Here is a 20435-nt window from a genome sequence, read left to right as displayed (position 1 = left end):
GTCATCACATCCTGAACACGCCGAAGCGCGTTTCCTGCTTGGGGGCGTCGGCGGACATGGCGAGGCAGAGCGCCAGCCACTCACGGGTCTCGGTCGGGTCCACCACGGCGTCCACCCACATCCGGGCGGCGTAGTAGAGCGGGTGCGACTGGCGCTCGTACGTCTCGATGATGGGGCGCCGGATCGACTCCTCCTCCTCGGGGGAGAGGACCTTGCCCTCCTTGGCGAGCTGGTCGCTGCGGATCAGCGCCATCACCGTCGCGGTCTGCTCGGCGCCGACGACGGTGGACTTGGCGCTCGGCCACATGGCCATCAGCCGGGGGCCCATCGAGCGCCCGCACATCGCCAGGTTGCCGGCGCCGTAGCTGCCGCCGATCACCAGGCTGAACTTGGGGACCTTGGCCGTGGAGACCGCGTTGACCAGCTTGGCGCCGTGCTTGGCGATGCCGTCGGCCTCGTACTCGGCGCCGACCATGAAGCCGTTGATGTTGTGCAGGAACAGCAGCGGGATGTCCCGCTGGGTGCAGAGCTCGATGAAGTTCGCGGCCTTCTGGGCGCTCTCCGGGAACAGCACCCCGTCGTTGATCACCACGCCCACCGGGTAGCCGCCGATGTGGCCGGTACCGCACACGATGGTCGGCCCGTACCGGGCCCGGTACTCGGCGAGTTCGCTGCCGTCCAGCAGCCGGGCCAGGATCTCCCGGGCCGGGATGTGCTCGCGCAGGCTGGCGCTGACGATGCCGGGCAGCTCCGCCGGGTCGTACAGCGGCGCGCGCGGGGGCTGCGGCGGCGGGCTGAGGGCCGGCCGGCCGTCCCGGGCCATGATCTCCCGGACGATCGACAGGGCGTGCTCGTCGCTCTCGGCGAGGTGGTCGGCCACCCCGCTGACCCGGGTGTGCAGGTCGGCGCCGCCCAGCGTCTCGGCGTCCACCACCTCGCCGGTGGCCGCGCGCACCAGCTGCGGGCCGCCCAGGAAGACCGTGCCGGTGCCGCGGACGATCACCGTCTCGTCGCACATCGACGGGATGTAGGCGCCGCCGGCGGTGCAGTTGCCCATCACCGCGGCGATCTGCGGCAGGCCGAGCGCCGACATCTCGGCGATGTTCCGGAACATCCGGCCCAGGTGGTACTCGCCGGGGAACAGCTGCTCCTGGAGCGGCAGGTAGACCCCGCCGGAGTCCACCAGGTAGATGCAGGGCAGGCCGTTCTCCCGGGCCACCAGCTGGGCCCGGAGCTGCTTCTCCACGGTGAGCGGGAAGTAGCTGCCGCCCTTGACCGTGGCGTCGTTGGCGAAGACCACCACCGGGCGGCCGCTCACCATGCCGATGCCGGTGACCAGCGCGGCCGAGGGCACGTGCTCGTCGTACACCTCGTGCCCGGCCAGCTGGCCCAGCTCCATGAACGGCGTTCCCGGGTCCAGCAGCTGGTAGACCCGCTGGCGGGCCGTCAGCTTGCCGCGCTCGGTGTGGCGCCGGCGCGAGCGCTCGTCCCCGCCGGCGATCGCGGCGGCCCGGGCCCGGGCGATGACCTGGCGCTTCTCGTCGAAGGCCGCGGCGTTGCGGCGGAAGACCTCGGCGGAGGAGTCGATGTGCGAGCGCAGGGCCGTCATCGCTGGTCCTGCCCCGGCTCGCGGGCCGCCTCGGCCCGCAGGCCGTCGTTCAGCGCGCCGCAGAAGTCGCGGATCTCGGCCTCGGCCATGTTGGCGCGCAGCATCAGCCGCAGCCCGGCCTTGCCCCGGCCGATCACCGGGAAGAAGATCGGCGAGGTGTAGTAGCCGCGCTCCAGCAGCGATCCGGCGAGGCGGATGGTGGCGTCCTCGGAGCCGATGTCCACGAAGCGGATCGGCAGGCCGTCGCCGTTGAAGGAGGTCTCCACCAGCGAGTCGAAGAGCGCGATGTTGTCCTGGAGCCTGAGCTGGAGCTCCTTGAGCTCCGGGGAGCCGTGCAGCTCCGCGGAGGCCATGATGGCGCCCAGTCCGGCGGTGTTGATGCGCTGCGACCACATCAGCGGGCCGCCGTTGCGCAGCGCGGTGTCGCGGCGCTGCTGCGAGCCGTTGCGGCCGAGGAAGATCGCGCCGCCGGAGGCGCCGAAGCCCTTGTTGAGCGAGGTGATGATCAGCGTGCGGTCGTTCATCCCGCCGTTCGCCGCCATCGCCTCCAGCACGGCGCCCCGGCCGCGCTCGCCGACGGTGGAGACGCCGTGCGCCTCGTCGAAGAACAGGAACAGCCCGTACTTCTCCTGCAGGCGCAGCAGTTCGGGGATCGGCGCGGCGCCGCCGGTGCTGTAGACGCCGTCGGCGACGTAGGCGACCTGCGGGTGCTTGCGGCAGAGGTCCTCCAGCGCGTCCACGTCGTTGTGGGCGACGGTGGCGATCTCCGCCTCGTCGGCCACCGCGGGCTTCATCGCGTTGAGACAGAAGTGCGCGTTCTTGTCGAAGACCATGAGCGGCGCGACGCCGTCCGTCAGCAGCCCGGAGGCCAGCAGCGGCAGGCTCGCCCAGGCGGCGGCCGCGCAGGAGGCGACGGTCAGCGCCTCGACGTCGAACAGCTCGGAGAGCGCCGTCTCGGCGTCCCGCAGCGATCCGAACCGGATCCGCATCCGCGAGGTCGAGCTGTTGAGCGCCCCTTCGGCGAGCACCGCGTCGGCGGCCGCCCGCACGATCCGCGGGTGGGTGTCGAGGCCGAGGTAGGAGTACGACGACATGTTCACGAACTCGTGGCCGTCGGCCAGCGTCCGGTGCCGCCCGTCGCCGAGGCCGGACACCACGATGTCGAACATCCCGGCCGCGGCGGTGACCTCCCAGAAGTCGTGGCTGATTCGCGCGGACTTCTTGATGTTCATGTATGAGTGCACGCCAGATTCCTTGTTGAATTTCGGTACGGAAATGCCGGGCCCTCCCCGGGGCCTTTTCGGCATCACAAATTCCGGGTGATCAGGCGTACTCGTGGAAACCGCGTCCGGACATCCGTCCGGACTGGCCGGCGCCGACCGTCCGGCCGCTCGCATGATCCAGTGATTCCTGCACCGCTCGCTCTGCCGGCCCCCGGAGTCGATCGCTATTTGGTCCGAAGAGCTGCGCGGCTCCCCGGCGATTGAAAGAATTCAATACGCTGCGACGACTGTCAACCGGAAGATTTTTGCCGCCTCGCAAAACTGGACAGACCACCATCCGACGGGTGCACCGGAAGTTATTTGCCGGTCGATCGCCATTGACGCGCGCCCGATCGCGGACTCCGTCCGCGCCGCCCGGCGGCCGGCCGGAAAACCGGGGGCGTCCGTTCCGCTGTCCGTGTTACCTTCGACTGGTCCGGACCGGACGACAGGACGACGAGCTCGGCGAAGGAGGTGGACCAGTGGCCACGGTGACGACGGCTGCGCCCGTACCGCGCAGCGCCCAGGCGACGGTTCACACTCCCCGGGCCCTGGTCTGACGGCTTCCGCCCCCGCGCCGCGGGTGCGCGGCGCCGCCGCGACGGGCCCTTCAGCCAAGGGTTTCCACCATGTCCTCTCCGTCTTCGTCCGCTTCCTCCTGGCAGACCCGCGTCGAGTCCGACGCCGATGTCCCGGCCGTCCAGGCCCTCACCCTCGCGGCGTTCGGCCGGCCCGCGGAGGCCGACCTGCTCGCCGTGCTGCGCACCGACGAGGGCTGGATCGACGGCCTCTCCGTCGTCGCCACCGGTCCGGCCGGCACCCCCGTCGGCCATGCGGTGCTGAGCCGCGCGTTCATCGGTGATGTCCCGGCGCTCGCGCTGGGCCCGGTATCCGTGCATCCGGACCACCAGCGCTCCGGCGCCGGTTCGGCCGCGGTCCGGGCGGCGCTCGACGCCGCCCGGGGCCTCGGCGAGCGCTTCGTCGTGCTGCTCGGACACCCGTCGTACTACCCGCGGTTCGACTTCGTCCGCGCCTCCGCGCACGGACTGGTTCTCACCGTCGACGCGCCCGACGAGGCGTGGATGGCGCTGAGCCTGGACGACCGGCACCCGCTGCCGTCCGGGACGGTCCGTTGGGCCGACGCCTTCGGCATCTAGCCGCCGACCCGCACCCCGAACCGCCGGGCGGCGCCGCCGAGATGGCGCCGCCCGGCGGTGGCGCGGCCACCCGCGCGACGGCCGGGCCCCAACGGACGGACCGTCAAGGAGCCTGCCTGGCAGACCCGGTACGTACGACGGCCTGGTCGCCGTGTGGGCCGAACAGGTGCAGGATCTCCACCGCGTTCGCGTCGACGGGGCCGAACCAGTGCGGCTCACCGGTGTCGAACTCGGCCACCTCGCCCGGGCAGAGGGTGAATTCGCGCTCGCCGAGAATGAGCCGGAGGCCGCCGGCGAGCACATACAGCCATTCGTAACCGGCGTGGGTCACCATCTTGGGCTCGCGGTGGGCGAGCACCTGCTTGAACACCTGGACCCGGCCCGGGTACTGCGTCAGCGGCACCAGGACGTTGCCGCGCTCCCGGTGCTGCGGCTTCAGGTGCAGGCGCGGATCCCCGGTCGCCGGGGCCGCGACCAGCTGGTCCAGGGCGACCCGGTGCGTGCGCGCGAGCGGGATGAGCAGTTCGAGGGTCGGGCGCCGCTTGCCCGACTCCAGGCGCGACAGCGTGCTCACCGAGATCCCGGTGGTCTCCGCGAGGGCCTCCAGGGTGAGCCCGCGGTCGCGGCGCAGGGCCCGCAGCCGCGGCCCGATGCCGGCGAGGATCTCGTCGACGTCGTCGCCACCGGCCACCGGCGCGACGGGCTCCCCGGTCTCCAGTGACTCCACGGGCTCCACGGGCGTCACGGGCTCCCCGGGCTTCACGGGCTTCACGGACTTCACGGGGTCGGTGCGGTCGCCGTTCATGGGGTGCCTCCGGTCCGTCCGGCCCCTCGGGCGGGCCGGAGCGCGTTTTTGCGGTCTTCGCAAAGATGCTGGGCCGGCGCTGCCGCCCGGTCCGAGCATGGGGCCGCAGACGTTACCGAACCGAAGGTGGGCCCGTGACCACGACAATCCTGGCTGATCGACCCGCACTGAGCATCCGCCGACGGTGGACGGTGCTCGCCGTCTGCGCGCTGAGCATGCTCCTGGTCGGGCTGGACACCACCATCGTCAACGTCGGCCTGCCCGAGATCGGGCGCGGGCTGGCGGTGGGCACCAGCGGGCTGGAATGGGTCGTGGACGCCTACACCGTCGTCCTGGCCGGTCTGTTGATCTCGGCCGGCGCCCTCGCGGACCGCTTCGGCCGCCGGCGCGTGTTCCGGACCGGGCTGGTCGTCTTCGGCCTCGCCTCGCTCGCCTGCGCGGTGGCGCCCTCGCTCGGCTTCCTCGTCGCGGCCCGGGCCGCCCAGGGGGTCGGTGCCTCGATGCTCAGCCCGGTCGCCCTGGCGATCGTGGTGAACACGATGCCCGACCCCCGGGAGCGGGCCCGGGCGATCGGCGTCTGGGCGTCCGTCTTCGGGCTCAGCATGGCGGCCGGGCCGGTCACCGGCGGGGCGCTCATCGCGGCCTTCGGCTGGCGCTCGGTGTTCTGGATCAACGCGCCGGTCATCCTCGCCGCCCTCGTCCTGGTGGCGGTGTTCGTGCCGGAGTCGCACGGGCAGCGCGCCCGGCGGCTCGACCTCCCCGGCCAGTCGCTGCTGGTGCTGGCCCTGGGCAGTGCGGTGGCCGTGCTCATCGAGGGCCCCCGGATCGGCTGGACCTCTCCTGCGGCGGTGGCCGGTTGCGCGGTGGCGGCGCTCGCCACCGCCGGGTTCGCCCGGGTCGAGCTGCGCCGGCCCGAGCCGCTGATGGACCTCGCGCTCTTCCGCCGGATGCCGTTCGCCATGGCGGCCCTGGGCGCCGTGGCCCTGTTCGTCGCCCTGAACGTGAGCCTGCTGCTCAACACGCTGTACCTCCAGCACGCCCGGGGCTGGACGGCGCTGGCCACCGGGGCGGCGACCCTGCCGATGGCGCTCGGGGCGACGGTGTGCGCGCCGTGGTCCGGCTCCCTGGTGGCGCGGTTCGGGCCGAGGCGGCCGCTCCTGCTGGCGGGCGGGTTCGTCGCCGCGGGCGGTCTCTGTCTGGTGGATCTCGGCCCGGACACCGGTGTCCCGCTGCTCCTGGCGGCCTACCTGCTCATCGGTGTCGGCTTCGGTTTCGCCAACGCGCCGATCACCAACACCGCGGTCGGCGGTCTGCCGCCGTCCCGGGCCGGGGTGGCCGGGGCGATCACCTCCACCGCGCGTCAGGTCGGCGCGGCGATCGGCATCGCGGTCGCGGGCGGCCTGGTGGTGGGGGTCGGCCCGGACGGCCTGGCCGTCGCGTCGCGGCCCGGCTGGCTGCTCGTGGCGCTGTGCGGGCTGTTCCTGCTCCTGGTCGCCCGCGCCTCGGCCCCGGGACCCAAAGAACCCGGACGCGGGGAGCCGATGACGGAAGAGCCCCGGAGCGAAGGCCCCCGGGAAAGCAGCGAGGGCGGGAGCCGATGACGACTCCCGCCCTGCACGTCCGAGCGCCGGGCCCGAATCGAACGAACCCTTCCCGCTGAAAGCGGGCGTGCTACCACTGCACCACCGACGCCTGACCGCCGGGCTTCCGATCACTTCCGCGATCTCGTCCCGCCGACGAGGAAGAAACTACCAAGGGATGATCCAAAGGTGAAATCGACCCCGTCGCCCGCCCCCTGACGCCACGCGCGCGCGGCGCCAGGGGACCGGAGGCTAGGGCGCGACCACCGCCGACGGCGTGCCGCCGGTGAGCCGGAGCAGTTCGTCGTAGGTCATCGGCACCACGGTGTGCGGGTGTCCGGCGGCCGCCCAGAGCAGCTCGTACCCGGCCAGCGCCTCGTCCACCACGGTGCGCAGCGGCGCCGGGTGGCCCACCGGGGCGACGCCGCCGATGGCCTGGCCGGTGGCCTCGCGGACCTCGGCGGCGCTCGCCCGGACGATCGGGCCGGTGCCCAGCCGCCCGGCCAGGTAGGCCGTGTCGACGCGGTGCGCCCCGCTGGTCATGACCAGCAGCGGAGCGCCGTCGCAGCTGAACACCAGGCTGTTGGCGATGGCCCCGGCCTCGCAGCCGAGGGCGGCGGCCGCCTCGGCGGCGGTGCGCGCGGAGTCGGGCAGGACGCGGATCTCGCCGGGCAGGCCGGCCGCCGCGAGGGCGTCGGCGACCGCCTGGCTCCGGGTGGGGAGGGAGGGTGTCATACCGGCATCCTCCCGTGCCCCGCGGCCGCCCGGCCGACGGCGCTCAGCACGGCCCGGACCCCGGCCACGAGGACGGAGGAGTCCCGGCCGGCGCCCCAGACCACCTGCCCCGCCACCCGCGCCTCGACGTAGGCGACGGCGTCGCTGTCGGGCCCGGTGCGCACGGCGTGCTCGGTGAAGCGGAGGATGTCGACGGCCGTCCCGGCGGCGCGCAGTGCGGCGGTGACGGCGTCCAGCGGGCCGTTGCCCTCGCCCCGGTGCCCGCCGACCTCGGCCCAGTGGCGGCCGTCCTCCTCCCCGGTGCGCCAGTCGACGGCCGGGGCCGCGTCCAGGTAGTGGGAGCGGAACAGCGCGTACAGCTCGTCGGCCCCGACCTCGCGGCCGCTGTCGTCGGCCGACTCCTGGACCACCCGGGCGAACTCGATCTGGAGCCGCCGGGGCAGCTCCAGCCCGTGCCCGGTCTGCAGCAGGTAGGCGATCCCGCCCTTGCCGGACTGGCTGTTGACCCGGATCACCGCCTCGTAGTCCCGCCCGAGGTCGGCCGGGTCGATCGGCAGGTAGGGAACGGCCCACGGGGCCCGGCCCGGTGGCAGGCCGAGGTCGGCCGCCGCCTTGGCGTGGTGCGCGAAGCCCTTCCGGATGGCGTCCTGGTGGGTGCCGGAGAAGGCGGTGTGCACGAGGTCGCCGGCGTAGGGGTGGCGTTCGTGCACGGGCAGCCGGTTGACGTGTTCGACCGTGCGCCGGATCTCGTCGATGTCCGAGAAGTCGATCATCGGGTCGACGCCCTGGGTGTGCAGGTTGAGCGCCAGCGTGACGAGGTCGACGTTGCCGGTCCGCTCGCCGTTGCCGAACAGGCAGCCCTCGACCCGCTGCGCGCCCGCCAGCAGGGCGAGTTCGGCGCAGGCGACCCCGGTGCCGCGGTCGTTGTGCGGGTGGACGGAGAGGATCACCGACTCCCGCCGGGCCAGGTGGCGGTGCACGTACTCGATCTGGTCGGCGTAGACGTTGGGGGTGGCGATCTCGACGGTGGCGGGCAGGTTGTGGATCACCGGCCGGTCGTGGCTCGCGTCCCACAGCTCGGTGAGGCCGTTGCAGACCTCCAGGACGTAGTCCGGCTCGGTCAGGTTGAACACCTCCGGCGAGAACTCGAAGCGGACGCCGGGGCGGCCCTCGGCCAGCCGGGCCATCAGTTCGGCGGCCTCGGTGACCAGGGCGCGCACCTCCGCCCGGCCGCGGCCGAGCACCACGCCGCGCCAGATCGGCGCGGTGGCGGTGTAGAGGTGCACGACCACCCGGGGCAGCCCCTCGACGGAGCGGAAGGTCCGCTCGACCAGGTCGGCGCGGGCGGCGGTGAAGACCACCACGGTGACGTCCTCGGGGACGGCCCCGGGCGTGTCGGCCAGCCGGCGGACGAAGTCGAAGTCGGTCCGGCTGGCGGAGGGGTAGCCGACCTCGATCTCCTTGAAGCCCATGGCCAGGAAGAGGTCGAACATCCGCTGCTTGCGCGCCGGGTCCATCGGCTCGGCCAGCGCCTGGTTGCCGTCGCGCAGGTCGACGGGCACCCAGAGCGGAGCCCGCTCGATCCGCCGGGAGGGCCACTGCCGCCGGTCGCCGGCGGGCAGCTCGACCCGCTCGTGGGCGGGGCGGTAGCGCTGGAACGGCATGGCGCTGCCGCGCTGCGGATTCCAGTCGGGGGCGGCGGCCGGTACGGGCCCGGCGGGGGTGCGGAGCGTGGGGAATGGCATGGGGGAAGTCCTTCGTCTCGGGTTCTGCACCGGAGGACGAACCGGCAGCACGGCGCCCCGCAGCGGGGTGCCGGTCCGGTCAGACCCCGCTGCGGCCACCAAGAAGGCCACCGCGAAGGCAGCCGGGAAGGAGACTCCACGACTTCATGCGGGGTACCGTAACCGTGAACCAAGTCCTCAGACAACCTGACAGGTGAACGCGATGTCTCCGCTCGACCCGCTGCGCCCCTCCCCCCTGGTCGACCAGGCGACCCGGCGGATCGCCGAGCAGATCGCGGCCGGGCAGTGGCCGGTCGGCGGCAAGCTCCCCGGCGAGGTGGCCCTGGCCAAGGAGCTGGGCGTCGGCCGGTCCACCGTCCGGGAGGCGCTGCGCGCGCTGGCGGGCGCCGGCATGGTGCAGAGCCGCCAGGGCTCGGGGGTGTTCGTGACGGCGGACCGGCCGGGCGAGGACTGGTCGGCGCGGCTGCGCCGGGCCGAGCTGGCGCACGTGTACGAGGTGCGGGCGATGATCGAGGTCCAGGCGGCCCGGCTGGCCGCCGTCCGGCACGACGAGGCCGACGAGGCGGCGCTCGACCGGGCGCTGACCGCCCGCCACGCGGCGGGCGCGGCGGACGACGCCGCCTTCGTGGACGCGGACATCGCCCTGCACGCGACGGTGGTGGCGGCCGCCCACAATCCGGTGCTCTCCGATCTGTTCGCCGAGTTCGTCCCGGTACTCCGGGAGCGCCTGGTCGAGCTGGTCGGACTGCTGGGGCTGCGCGAGGGCGATCCGCACCACGGCTACGCGACCCACGCGGAGCTGGTGGAGGCCGTCCGCCGGCGCGACGCGGAGGCGGCCGGGCAGGTCCTGGCGGACGAACTGACCTCGACCCTGACCCGCCTGCTCGCCGCCTGAGCCACCCGAGCCCCCGAGCCGCCCGAGCCACCCGAGCCCCCGAGCCGCCCGAGCCACCTGAATCGCCCGAGCCGCCGGGGCTGCCCGACTGGCCGGCCGGCCCCCCGCCCCGATCCCCCGTCAGCCCGCCTCCACGAGCACCCGTTCGGGCAGTCGCGGCCGCACCGGCAGGGCAGCCACCCCCCGGCCGGGCGGGCAATCGGGAGGCACGCTCCGCACACGATCACGGCGCATCGGCGGCCGGCCGCCGGAGCCCTGGAGCGCCGCGCCCCGCACGGCTCCTTCGTTCACCGATCATTAACGACCCGATGACGGTGTGTTAAGACTGTGTGCGCACACCGTCCAGGCAGCGAACGAGTTTTCACTCCTATCACACCGTATGACTAGTATCACTTCGTCAAAAGCTCGTGCCCCCGGACGGTTCGGCCCCACCAGGCCGGCCGCCAGTCCCAAGGAGTCAGCTCTGCGCGCGCGTGCGAATCGGCGGCCCCCGACGCCGAAGTCCCCCCGCAGGCGTCCGCGCCTGTCCCTGCGGACGGCGCTGCTCGTCCTGGCCGTCGTCCCCAGTCTCGCCCTCGCCGCCCTCTGGGCGGTCACCAGCGGCCAGACCTTCCTCGACTTCCAGCGCCAGGCGGCCCAGGGCCTGCTGGCCCAGAAGGCCGGGCAGCCGTCCAACCACGTCTACTACAACCTCCAGGAGGAGCGCCGGCTCAGCGCCGAGGCGCTCGCCCGGCCCGGCAGCGTCACCGACGCGCTGCGCCGCCAGCGACAGCTCACCGACGACGCGGTGCGCCAGTTCCAGTCGCTCTCCGACGAGACCGCCGACAGCGCGCCCACCGAGGTGCGCACCGCGGTCACCGAGGCCCGGCAGGCGATGGGCAAGCTGGCCGAGCAGCGGGCGGCGATCGACCGCGCCGCCGTCGACCAGCAGACCGCCTTCACCTACTACACCGACCTGATCGCCGTCGACCTGCGGCTGTTCACCGCGCTGAGCCACGTCGACAACGGCGAGGTCACCTGGATCTCCAAGACCCTGGTGAACGCCTTCTGGGCCAAGGAGATGCTGGCCCGCGAGGACGCCCTGCTGGCCCGCGGCTGGCCGTCCGGCAAGCTCACCGCCGGCGACTACCAGCAGGTCCAGCAGGCGATCGGCGCGCAGGACCACCTGTTCACCGTGCAGGTCGTGCCGTACGTGCCGGCCGCCGAGGCCGCCGCCTGGCAGGACGTCATGACCAGCCCCGCCTGGCAGGCGAAGGCCTCCGTGGAGCAGTCGCTGATCAGGGCCACCCCGGCCGATCCGAGCGGCGCCGTCAAGCTCCCGGCCGCCCAGGACCAGTGGCGCCAGGCGCTCGACCAGCTCAACCCGGAGCTGGTGAAGGCGATCGAGACCCGCACCGACGGCATCGTCGAGGTCGGCAAGGGCTCCTTCCTCTCACTGCTCACCGCCTTCGTGCTGACCACCGTCATCGGCCTGGTCGCGGTCGTCGCGGTGATCCTCACCAGCTGGCGGCTGACCCGCTCGCTGCGCCGCCGGATCAAGGCGCTGCACACCCAGGCCGAGGAGCTGGAGCGGACGCTGCCCGAGGTCGTGGAGCGCCTCTCGCGGGGCGAGCAGGTCGACGTCGAGGCCGAGAGCCGCGCCATCACCGCCGATCCGCACGGCAACGGCACCGACGAGCTGGCCCAGCTCGGCCAGGCGCTCAACCTGGCCCGCACCTCCGCGCTGGAGACCTCCGTCCGGCAGGCCGACCAGCACCGCGGCTTCGAGCGGCTGCTGCAGCGCATCGCCCGCCGCACCCAGCTGCTGATCGGTCAGCAGCTGCGCAAGCTGGACGAGCTGGAGCGCAAGCACGAGGACCCGGAGGTGCTGGAGGGCCTGTTCGACCTCGACCACCTCACCGCCCGCCTGCGGCGCTACGAGGAGAACCTGGTCATCCTGGCCGGCGGCCAGCCGCAGCGGCGCTGGCGCAAGCCGGTCCCGCTGCTGGACGTGCTGCGGGCCGCCCAGAGCGAGGTGCAGGACTACCGGCGGATCATGCTGGACGTCGAGGGCCACCCGTGGCTCTCCGAGCGCGCCGTCGGCCCGGTCGCGCACGTGATCGCCGAGCTGATGGAGAACGCCGCGAGCTTCTCCAAGCCGCCGACGCCGGTCGAGGTCCGTGCCGCGATGGTCGGCCGCGGACTCGCGGTGGAGATCGAGGACCGCGGCCTCGGCATGGACCCGGAGCAGTACGACGCGGCCAACGAGCTGATGAGCCGTCCGCCCCGGATGGACGTGCTGGCCCGGGCGGACGACATCCGCCTCGGCTTCTACGTGGTCGCCCGGCTGGCCGCCAACTCCAACCTGAGGATCGAGTTCCGCCCGTCGGCCTTCGGCGGCACCCGGGTGGTCGTGCTCGTCCCCGACGAGCTGGTCATCGACGGTGACGCCGGGCTGCCGGACGCCACCCCGGTCGAGCCGATCCCGCTCGCCCGGCGCACCCGCAGGACCGCGCCGGCCGCCCTCGCCGGGCCCCCGGCCCACGCCCGGCCGGCGGACCGGGAGGCCACCGTGGCGACGGCGGTCGCGACGGCCCCGCCGGCGATCGAGCCGCCGGAGACCGTCCTGGTCGCGACCGCGGCCGCGGAGAACTCGGCCGAGGCGTTCGCGCACGTCGAGTACATCCAGCCGCCCGCGCCCGAGCAGCCGGTCGAGCACAGCTCCCCGGTCGACGCCTCGGCCGGCTACGGCAGCGCGGGGTACGGCGCCGGCGGGTACGGCACGGCCGGCGACGGCGGCGCCGAGTACGGCACCGACGGGTACCGCACCGACGGCTACGGGACGAACGGGTACGGCACGGACGCCTACGGGGGCCAGGAGTACGCCGCGCCCGCCGACGGCACCCCGGAGTACGCCGCGCCCGCCCAGGAGCCGCTCGCCCGGACGCCCGCCCAGGAGACGCCCCTCCAGGACGCCTCCGCCCGGGACACCCCCGCCCAGGACGCCCCCGCCTACCCGGACATCGCCTACGCCAAGGTGACGCCCGCGGAGGCCCCCTACGCCGACGAGCAGTACCGCCCGGCCGACCACTACCGCCTCGCCGAGCGGCGCGAGTACGCCTCGACGGTGCCGCTCAGCGAGCCGGCCGACGGCCAGGCGCCGCTGCCGCAGCGGGTTCGCCAGGCCAGCCTGGCCGCCGAGCTGCGCGTCCCGCCGCCGGCCCCGGCGCCCGGCGAGCGCGTCACCGGAGCGCCGGGCATGCCGGGCTCCTTCGGCACGCCGATCGGCTCGGCCGGCGCGTTCCAGCGCCCCCCGCGCCGCTCGGGCGCGGCCATCGGCGCCTTCCAGCGACAGTCCCGGGTGGCCCGCGGCCAGGACTCCGGCGAGGTCCACCTCCCCGGGCCCGACGTCTTCACCCGCGGCTCCCGCCCGGCGCCCCCCACCGGATCCGCCGGCTCCCCGGCGCCCGCACCGGACCCGGCCCCCTGGGCCCTGCCCGCCGCGGATCCCCGAACCACTAGGACGGATGACCAGTCATGAACCGCACGATCGCCACCCACCAGGACCTGGACTGGCTGCTGGACGGACTCGTCGACTCGGTGGCCGGGACCAGAAACGCCGTGCTGCTCTCCGACGACGGCCTGGTCGTCAGCCACTCCCGCACCATCGAGCGGGCCGACGCCGAGCGGCTGGCCGCCGTCGCGACCGGCCAGCAGAGCCTCGCCCGGGGCGTCGGCCAGCTGTTCGACGGCGGGCCGGTGCACCAGGTGATCGTCGAGCTGTCCGAGGTCTGGCTGTTCATCATCGCCGCGGCGCAGGGCACCCACCTGGCCGTGGTCGCCTCCCAGGAGGTGGACGCCGAGGTGATGTCGGTGGCCATGCACACCCTGGTCCAGCAGGTCGGCCAGAAGCTGAGCACGCCGGCGCGCAGCGACTTCGACGCCTTCGCGGCCAGGAACCGGGGTTGATGCCCCGGTGATCCCGCACTGGAGCGAGGTGCCCGACGAGGACGAGGACGACGGTGCCGGCACGATGGTGCGCCCGTACACCATCACCCGCGGCCGCACCGCGCCCGAGCGCGACGACCTCACCCTGATCACCGTGCTGACCACCGTGTCGGAGGAGGCCCGCACCGTCCTGGCGCGGGGCTCCTCCCGCTCGGGGCCGCGCGGGCTCCAGCCCGAGCACCGGATGATCCTGGACCGCTGCCGGCGTCCGGCCGCCGTCGCCGAGGTGGCGGCGGAGCTGGACCTGCCGATCTCGGTCACCAAGATCCTCCTGGGCGACCTGATCTCCCAGGGCCTGCTGCTGGCCCGGGCGCCGCTCTCGGTGGCCCGGGCCGGCGGGGGCCTGGACCTCGGCCTGCTGACGGCCGTTCGCGAAGGACTCCGGAGACTCTGAACCATGGCACCGACCGCACCCCTTCCCTCCTCCTCCGCCTCCGGCGCCACCGCGCCGTCCGCCGTGAAGATCCTCATCGCGGGCGGCTTCGGCGTCGGCAAGACCACCCTGGTCGGCTCGGTCAGCGAGGTCGCCCCGCTGCGCACCGAGGAGTACCTGACCCGTGCCAGCGTGGGCGTCGACGACCTGTCCGGCGTGGACAGCAAGGACACCACCACCGTCGCCCTGGACTTCGGCCGGATCACGGTCAGCCCCGACCTGGTGGTCTACCTGTTCGGCACCCCCGGCCAGGAGCGCTTCTGGTTCATGTGGAACGACCTGGTGAACGGCGCGCTCGGCGGCGTCGTCATCGCCGACACCCGCCGGCTGGAGACCAGCTTCGCCTCGATCGACTTCTTCGAGAGCCGGGGCATCCCCTTCGTGGTGGCGATCAACTGCTTCCACGGGCAGAACACCCGGACGCCGGACGAGATCCGGGGCGCCCTGGACCTGGACCCGCAGGTCCCGATGCTGCTCGGCGACGTGCGCGACCGCGGCTTCGGCCGGGACCTCCTGCTGGCCCTGGTCGACCACCTGATGGACCTCTCCGCCGCCCGGCCCGCGCCGGTCGGCTGACCCCGGCCCGCCCCGTACCCGACCACCCCGCACCCGAGCCCACCGCACCGCCCGCACCGACCCCCTTGGGAGACCCCCGTCATGACCTCACCCCTGCGCGTACTGATCCACGGCGGCGGCATCGGCGGCCTGACCCTGGCCACCGCGCTCGCCCGGCGCGGCCACCGGGTCGACGTGGCCGAGCTGCGCGACGGCCTGGAGGCGCTCGGCGTCGGCATCATCCAGCCGTCCAACGCCCTGCACGTGATGCGCGAGATCGGCGTGCTGGAGGCCTGCCTGGCGGCCGGCTTCGAGTGGGAGGTGCTGACCATCTGCGACCCGTCCGGCGCCACCCTCGCCAAGATCCCGCAGCCCCGGATGGGTGACGCCCCGTCCAACAACGGCATACCGCGCCCCGCCCTGGCCGGGGTGCTGGGCGACGCCGCCACCGCCGCCGGTGCCACCCTCCGCTTCGGCACCACGATCGCCGAACTGACCGACGACGGCGCGGGCGTCGACGTCACCCTGACCGACGGCCACCACGGCCGCTACGACCTGGTGGTCGGCTTCGACGGGATCGGTTCGCCGCTGCGCCGCCGGCTGTACGGCGAGAAGTACCTGCCCGAGTACACCGGATTCGCCAACTGGCGGGTGACGCTGCCGCGTTCGCCCGAGGTGCAGGGCGTGGTGATGTCCGCCGGGAACCAGCGGGCGAAGGCGCTGCTGACCCCGATCACCGACGAGCTGATGTACCTGGGATCGGTGTTCGCCGAGCCGGCGGACTTCCGCCCGGACGAGGAGCGCGCCCACGAGCAGCTGGCCGAACGGCTGACCGGCTTCGGCGGCCCGGTCGCCGAGGCGCTGGCGCTGGTCACCGACCCGGCCGCGGTGGTCTACTCGCGGATCTCCCAGGTCAGTGTCGAGGAGCCGTGGCACGTCGGCCGGGTGGTGCTGGCCGGCGACGCCGCGCACGCGAGCACCCCGCACCTGGCGCAGGGCGCGGCGATGGCGGTCGAGGACGCGCTGGTGCTGGCCCAGAGCCTGGACGCGGTCGAGGACCCGGCCACGGACGTCGCGGCCGCGCTCGCCGCCTGGGAGGAGCGCCGCCGGCCGCGCGCGATGTGGGTGCAGGCGCTCTCGCGGGCGGTCCTGAAGCAGGAGACCGGCACGCCGACCACCCCGGAGGAGGACGAGCTGCTGAAGGTCGGCATCCCGGGCGCCGCGCACGTCCTCGTCCAGCCGTACTGACGCCGGGGCGTTCGCCCGGCCGACGTCACCGACCGGCCGGCCCCGCCGGGAACCTCCCGGGCGGGGCCGCGTCGTCGGCCGCCCCGGCGCCTCCGCCGCCTCCACCGCGGGACCGGCGGCCGCGGTCACCGGCCCAGCCGGGCCGCCGGGAGCATCGCGGTGGCCAGCGGACCGACCTCGGCCGGTGCGGCCAGTTCGGCCAGGTAGCGCTCGCGCGGGACGGCGGCGGCGCCGAGCGCGCGGACGTGGGGCGAGTCCCACTGGGCGTCCAGCAGGCGCCCGCCCGCGTCGGCGAACCGCGCGGCGAGGTCGGCCACCGCGACCCGGCCGGCGTCGGAGCGGCGGTGGAACATCGAGTCCAGGCTGAGCACCGGGCCGACGGCCACCCCGAAGACCCCGCCGATCAGCTCCTCGCCCTCCCAGACCTCGGCGCTGTGGGCGGCGCCGCGCCGCTGGAGTTCGACCAGCGCGTCACGCAGCTCCGGGACGAGCCAGGAGGGTTGGCGTGCCTGCGCGCAGGCTTCGAGCACGCGCGGGAAGGCCCGGTCGGCGCTGGTCCACCACCGCCGGCCGTTCCGCAGCCGCCGGGCGAGCCGGCTCCCGACGTGCACCGCGTCCGGGGCGAGCACCGGGCGGGGGTCGGGCGACCACCAGGCGAGCGCGTAGGGGTCGTCCTCGGCGCCGGGCAGCAGCGCCACCTCCCCCGCCGCCACCGCCTCCTCGAATCGGACTTCGTTGAAGGCGCTCGCGTAGTCGTCGGCGGCGGGCATCGGGAAGAGCCCGTGCCGGTAGGCCGCCAGCAGCACGTCCGGCCCGAGCCGCGCCCCGAACGCCACCGGCCCGTCCCCCGGCGCGCGCCGCACGTCCAGGCCCCCGAACACGGCGTCGCCGAAAGCCCCGTCGCCGAAAGCCCCGTCGCCGCCGCCCCCGCTCACCGCCGGACCACCCCCGCCGGGGGCATCAGGAAGCCCTCCGCGGTCAACTGCTCCAGGTAGCGGTCGAGTAAGGCGTCGTCCACCGCCGGGAGCTCGATCCCGCTGCCCACCAGCGCCTGGTCGGTGTTGGCCCGGTCGAAGAGCGGGAATGTCGGCCGGAAGTACATCTCGCTGATGGACAGTTCGGTGCCCGGGCTGCGGTCCACGAAGAGCGGCACGAACGGGGTCATCGGGTGGGTGGGGTGCCCGGCGGCGAACCGGACGAGGTCCTCGACCCAGGCCTTGTACGGGACTTGCTCCACCGGGTGGCCGCGCGCCCGCAGCCGTTCGGCGAGGTCGGCGAGCACGGCGGGGCGCGGCGAGGTGATGTGGTAGACCTCGCCGATCGCGGGGGCGTGCCGGGCGATGTGCGCGACGGCGCGGCTGAACCGGTCGGCCGGGACGAAGTCGAGCAGCAGCCGGACGTCCGGGCAACTCCCGCTGTCGGCGATGTACTTGATCAGCGCGCAGATCTCCGTGCCGGTGTTCATCACCCCGGTGGTGAGGTCGCCGGTGACGTCGTTGGTCCGCAGCACGGTGACCGGCAGCCCGGCCGCCGCCGCGTTGTGCAGCAGCTGCTCGGCGACCCACTTGCTCTCCACGTAGCCGACCGCGAGCCGGTCCGGGTGGGCCAGCGGCGTCCGTTCGGTCACCTCGCCGACACCCGCCGGGCCGAAGCCGGCCAGCACGGCGAGCGTGGAGAGGTAGTGCACCGGGATGCCCCGCGAGTGCCCGGCCAGCCGGACGACCTCCCGGGTGCCGCCGACGTTGGGGCCGCGCAACTGGTGGTACGGGTAGATGAAGTTGACCTGCCCGCCGAGGTGGTGGATCGCGTCCAGGCTGTCGGCGAGCGCCTCGAAGCGGTGCTGGGAGAGCCCGAGCAGCGGTTCGGCGAGGTCCCCGACCAGCGGGACCACCCGGCCGTCCAGCACGTCCTTGCGCAGGTACCGCTGCTGGGCGGCCCGGATGCGCTCCAGCGCGTGCTCCTCGTCGGGGGCGCGGACCAGGCAGTGGACACGTGCCCCGGTGGTGTCCAGCAGGGCGGCGAGCAGGTGGGCGCCGCAGAAGCCGGTGGCGCCGGTGAGCAGGATCTCGGCCGGTTCGGCGCGCGAGGGCGCGGGGCGCCAGGACTGCCGTACGGGGGTGCCGAGTTCGGCCTCGGCCGTCCAGTCGACGGCCGCCTCGCCGAAGCCGTTGCCGCCGGCGCGGGCGGACTGGGTGGCGGTCGCGAAGGCCCGCAGGGTGGCGTCGCGCAGCAGCGAGCGGGTGAGGAAGCGGATCCTGGTGACGTCGATGCCGAACATGATCCGGGCCCGGGCCAGCATCTCCATGGCGAGCAGCGAGTTGCCGCCGAGGGCGAAGAAGTCGTCGGCGGGCCCGACCTCCTCGACGCCGAGCAGCTCGGACCAGAGGTGCGCGACGGCGGGTTCGATCGCGCTCCCGGAGCCGTCGGCGAGCGGGCCCGCGGCGCGGCGGGCACCGTCGGGAGCGTCGGACCGGGTGTCGGCGCCGCGAGCCTCCACGGTGCCCTCGCCGTCGCGCCCCGCGCGCCGCTGGAGCTGCGGCGCGGTGCGCGGCAGCCGGCGCCGGTCGATCTTGCCGGCGGCGGTGAGCGGCATGCTGTCGAGGAGGACGAAGTCGGCCGGGACCATGAAGTCCGGCAGCCGCTCGGCGAGGTAGTCGCGGATCTGGGACCGCCGGGCCCGGGCGCCGGAGCCGTCCCGGTCGGCGAGCGTGTAGTAGGCGGTCAGCACGTGCGTGCCGTCCGCGGCGCCGTCGGCGGCGACCCGGGCCTGCCGCACGTCCGGGTGGGCGGCGAGCACCGACTCCACCTCGGCCGGGTCCACCCGGTAGCCGCGGACCTTCACCTGGTCGTCGAAGCGGCCGAGGATCTCCAGCTGACCGTCGGGCCGCCAGCGGCCGGCGTCGCCGGTGCGGTACATCCGCTCGCCGGGGACGGGCGCGTAGGGGTCTGGCAGGAAGGCCTCCGCCGTGAGCCCGGGGGCCCGCCAGTAGCCGCGGGCCAGGCCGGGGCCGCCCAGGTAGATCTCGCCCTTCTCGCCGGGCCGCACCGGGCTCAGCCGGGCGTCCAGCAGGTGCAGCCGCACCCCGGGCAGCGGCCTGCCGATCGGGACGGGGGCCGCGCCGAGCCCGCCCCCGCCGGCCGGCCCCAGCACCGCCGGGGTGACCTCGCAGAGCGTGGAGGTCACGGCCGCCTCGGTCACCCCGTAGGCGTTGACCAGCCGGACGCCGGGCAGCCGGGCCAGGCAGTCGCGGCTGTCGTCGGTGTGCACGGTGTCCCCGCCGACCACGACGAGCCGCAGGCCCTCGGGGGCCGGGCCGCCCTCGGGGAGCAGCGCGAGCACGTGGTGCCAGTAGGCGGGGGTGAGGTCGGCGACGGTCAGCCTGAGCTCGCGCATCCGGTGCACCAGCTCGGTGGGCGCCCAGGTCCGGGCGCCGCCGAGGACGAGGGTCGCGCCGCTGAGCAGCGCGGCGAAGACCTGCTCCAGCGAGGTGTCGAAGCCCAGCGCGGCGAGCTGCAGCACCCGGTCACGCGCGGTGAGCTCGTAGGCGCGGATCACCCGGTCGAGCGTGAAGACCAGCGAGCGGTGGGTGACGGGTACGCCCTTGGGGGTGCCGGTGGTGCCGGAGGTGTAGATCAGGTACGCCAGGTCGTCCGGCACGGCCGGGTCCGGCACCGGGACGCCGTCCTCGACCGGGTCCTCCGCCGGATCCGCGGCGGTGCCCGGGGGCGTCTCCGCGGTGCCCGGGCGCGGGTCGCCGTCCGGTCCGGCCGCGTCGGCGCCGACCACCGGGACCCCGGCGAAGTGCCGCCCGTGCTCCGCCACCACCACCACCGCCCGGCAGTCCACCACGAGCTGCGCGAGCCGCCGCTGCGGGTGCGCCGGGTCCAGCGGCAGGAAGGCCCCACCGGCCTTGAGCACGCCGAGCCAGGCCGTGACCAGGGCCGCCCCGCGCTCCAGGCAGACCGGCACCACCCGCTCCGGCCCGACGCCCCGGGCCCGCAGGACGGCGGCCAGCCGGTCACTGCGCAGGTCGAGCTCGCGGTAGCTCAGCTCGCCGTCCTCGGTGAGCAGGGCGACCGCGTCCGGGTCGTGGGCGGCCCGGGCCCGGAACAGTCCGTGCACGGTGTCCGAGAACCCGGCCCGGGCCGGGCCCCGGCCGGCGCCGCCGGGCCCGGGGAGCCCGAGCCCGGCCCAGCGCCATTCGCGCTCGACACGGGCCCGGCAGTCCGCGAGGCCGGCCGGCCCGAACACCGTGTGCCAGCCGCCCGGCACGGTGAAGTCACCGGGCCAGATCGCATACTGACCGTCTTCGTTCCGCACCACGGCGTGGCGCCCGGAATTCACATCCGGGCGCGCGCCCTGTGCGCTGTCGACTGCGTCGTCCACCGGCTTGACCTCGTGGTGTGGCGGCAGAATGCTGGGA

At 74.4% G+C, this 20435-nt stretch carries 15 protein-coding genes and 1 tRNA gene; 8 read left to right on the top strand and 8 right to left on the bottom strand.

The genetic code is table 11. From position 1 onward, the window contains the following. Positions 1-4: 4 nt before the first annotated feature. Both ACZ34W_RS14575 and ACZ34W_RS14570 read right to left on the bottom strand, forming a co-directional pair. Positions 5-1609: a carboxyl transferase domain-containing protein gene (locus ACZ34W_RS14575; protein ID WP_465604014.1), complete on the bottom strand. Its 1605-nt coding sequence runs from the start codon at positions 1607-1609 to the stop codon at positions 5-7. Beyond that, positions 1606-2853: an 8-amino-7-oxononanoate synthase family protein gene (locus ACZ34W_RS14570; RefSeq protein WP_465604012.1), complete on the bottom strand. Its 1248-nt coding sequence runs from the start codon at positions 2851-2853 to the stop codon at positions 1606-1608. The genes ACZ34W_RS14575 and ACZ34W_RS14570 overlap by 4 nt, the downstream gene beginning before the upstream one ends. Before the next feature lie 647 nt (positions 2854-3500). On the opposite strand from ACZ34W_RS14570, the gene ACZ34W_RS14565 reads away from it, so the two are divergent. After that, a complete protein-coding gene (locus ACZ34W_RS14565; protein ID WP_465604010.1) occupies positions 3501-4028 on the top strand; it encodes a GNAT family N-acetyltransferase in 528 nt (175 codons plus the stop codon). A gap of 103 nt (positions 4029-4131) precedes the next feature. On the opposite strand, the gene ACZ34W_RS14560 is transcribed toward ACZ34W_RS14565, so the two are convergent. Then, positions 4132-4833: a helix-turn-helix domain-containing protein gene (locus tag ACZ34W_RS14560; protein WP_465604008.1), complete on the bottom strand. Its 702-nt coding sequence runs from the start codon at positions 4831-4833 to the stop codon at positions 4132-4134. 134 nt (positions 4834-4967) lie between these two features. Here ACZ34W_RS14560 and ACZ34W_RS14555 point away from each other — a divergent pair, with 134 nt between their 5' ends. Continuing rightward, positions 4968-6434, top strand: a complete 1467-nt coding sequence (locus ACZ34W_RS14555; RefSeq protein WP_465604006.1) for an MFS transporter — start codon at positions 4968-4970, stop codon at positions 6432-6434. 22 nt (positions 6435-6456) lie between these two features. Here ACZ34W_RS14555 and ACZ34W_RS14550 read toward each other — a convergent pair. The 3 genes from ACZ34W_RS14550 to ACZ34W_RS14540 form a co-directional block, all read right to left on the bottom strand. After that, a tRNA-Glu gene (locus ACZ34W_RS14550) sits at positions 6457-6525 on the bottom strand. Positions 6526-6665: 140 nt separating this feature from the next. After that, positions 6666-7148 (bottom strand): YbaK/EbsC family protein, encoded by a 483-nt coding sequence (locus ACZ34W_RS14545; RefSeq protein WP_329490376.1) that lies wholly within the window; start codon positions 7146-7148, stop codon positions 6666-6668. Further along, positions 7145-8893 carry a 2-isopropylmalate synthase gene (locus tag ACZ34W_RS14540; protein WP_465604003.1) on the bottom strand — a complete coding sequence of 583 codons (1749 nt, stop codon included), beginning with the start codon at positions 8891-8893 and terminating at the stop codon, positions 7145-7147. Before ACZ34W_RS14540 ends, ACZ34W_RS14545 begins: the two co-directional genes overlap by 4 nt. Positions 8894-9095: 202 nt before the next feature. Between ACZ34W_RS14540 and ACZ34W_RS14535 the strand changes: the two genes are divergently transcribed. The 6 genes from ACZ34W_RS14535 to ACZ34W_RS14510 all read left to right on the top strand — a co-directional run bounded on the left by ACZ34W_RS14535 (position 9096) and on the right by ACZ34W_RS14510 (position 16011). Further along, the gene (locus ACZ34W_RS14535; RefSeq protein ID WP_329490374.1) at positions 9096-9788 is read left to right on the top strand and encodes a FadR/GntR family transcriptional regulator; all 693 of its coding nucleotides are present in this window, start codon (positions 9096-9098) and stop codon (positions 9786-9788) included. 379 nt (positions 9789-10167) lie between these two features. Continuing rightward, positions 10168-13308 (top strand): nitrate- and nitrite sensing domain-containing protein, encoded by a 3141-nt coding sequence (locus ACZ34W_RS14530; RefSeq protein WP_465604001.1) that lies wholly within the window; start codon positions 10168-10170, stop codon positions 13306-13308. Continuing rightward, positions 13305-13736 carry a roadblock/LC7 domain-containing protein gene (locus tag ACZ34W_RS14525; protein WP_465603999.1) on the top strand — a complete coding sequence of 144 codons (432 nt, stop codon included), beginning with the start codon at positions 13305-13307 and terminating at the stop codon, positions 13734-13736. The genes ACZ34W_RS14530 and ACZ34W_RS14525 overlap by 4 nt, the downstream gene beginning before the upstream one ends. Positions 13737-13743: 7 nt before the next feature. Then, complete coding sequence (locus tag ACZ34W_RS14520; protein ID WP_380386868.1) at positions 13744-14169, top strand: DUF742 domain-containing protein; 426 nt, start codon at positions 13744-13746, stop codon at positions 14167-14169. Between the two features lie 3 nt (positions 14170-14172). Continuing rightward, positions 14173-14784 carry a GTP-binding protein gene (locus tag ACZ34W_RS14515; RefSeq protein WP_465603997.1) on the top strand — a complete coding sequence of 204 codons (612 nt, stop codon included), beginning with the start codon at positions 14173-14175 and terminating at the stop codon, positions 14782-14784. Positions 14785-14865: 81 nt separating this feature from the next. Next, positions 14866-16011, top strand: coding sequence for an FAD-dependent monooxygenase (locus ACZ34W_RS14510; RefSeq protein WP_380386865.1), 1146 nt, complete (start codon positions 14866-14868; stop codon positions 16009-16011). A 125-nt stretch (positions 16012-16136) separates the two neighbouring features. On the opposite strand, the gene ACZ34W_RS14505 is transcribed toward ACZ34W_RS14510, so the two are convergent. Further along, positions 16137-16946, bottom strand: coding sequence for a leucyl/phenylalanyl-tRNA--protein transferase (locus ACZ34W_RS14505; RefSeq protein ID WP_465603995.1), 810 nt, complete (start codon positions 16944-16946; stop codon positions 16137-16139). Beyond that, positions 16943-20356 carry an amino acid adenylation domain-containing protein gene (locus ACZ34W_RS14500; RefSeq protein WP_465604275.1) on the bottom strand — a complete coding sequence of 1138 codons (3414 nt, stop codon included), beginning with the start codon at positions 20354-20356 and terminating at the stop codon, positions 16943-16945. Before ACZ34W_RS14500 ends, ACZ34W_RS14505 begins: the two co-directional genes overlap by 4 nt. Positions 20357-20435: the final 79 nt, after the last annotated feature.

This window comes from Kitasatospora sp. NPDC022856, from assembly GCF_055561235.1.
This window is presented reverse-complemented; position numbering and strand designations above follow the sequence as displayed.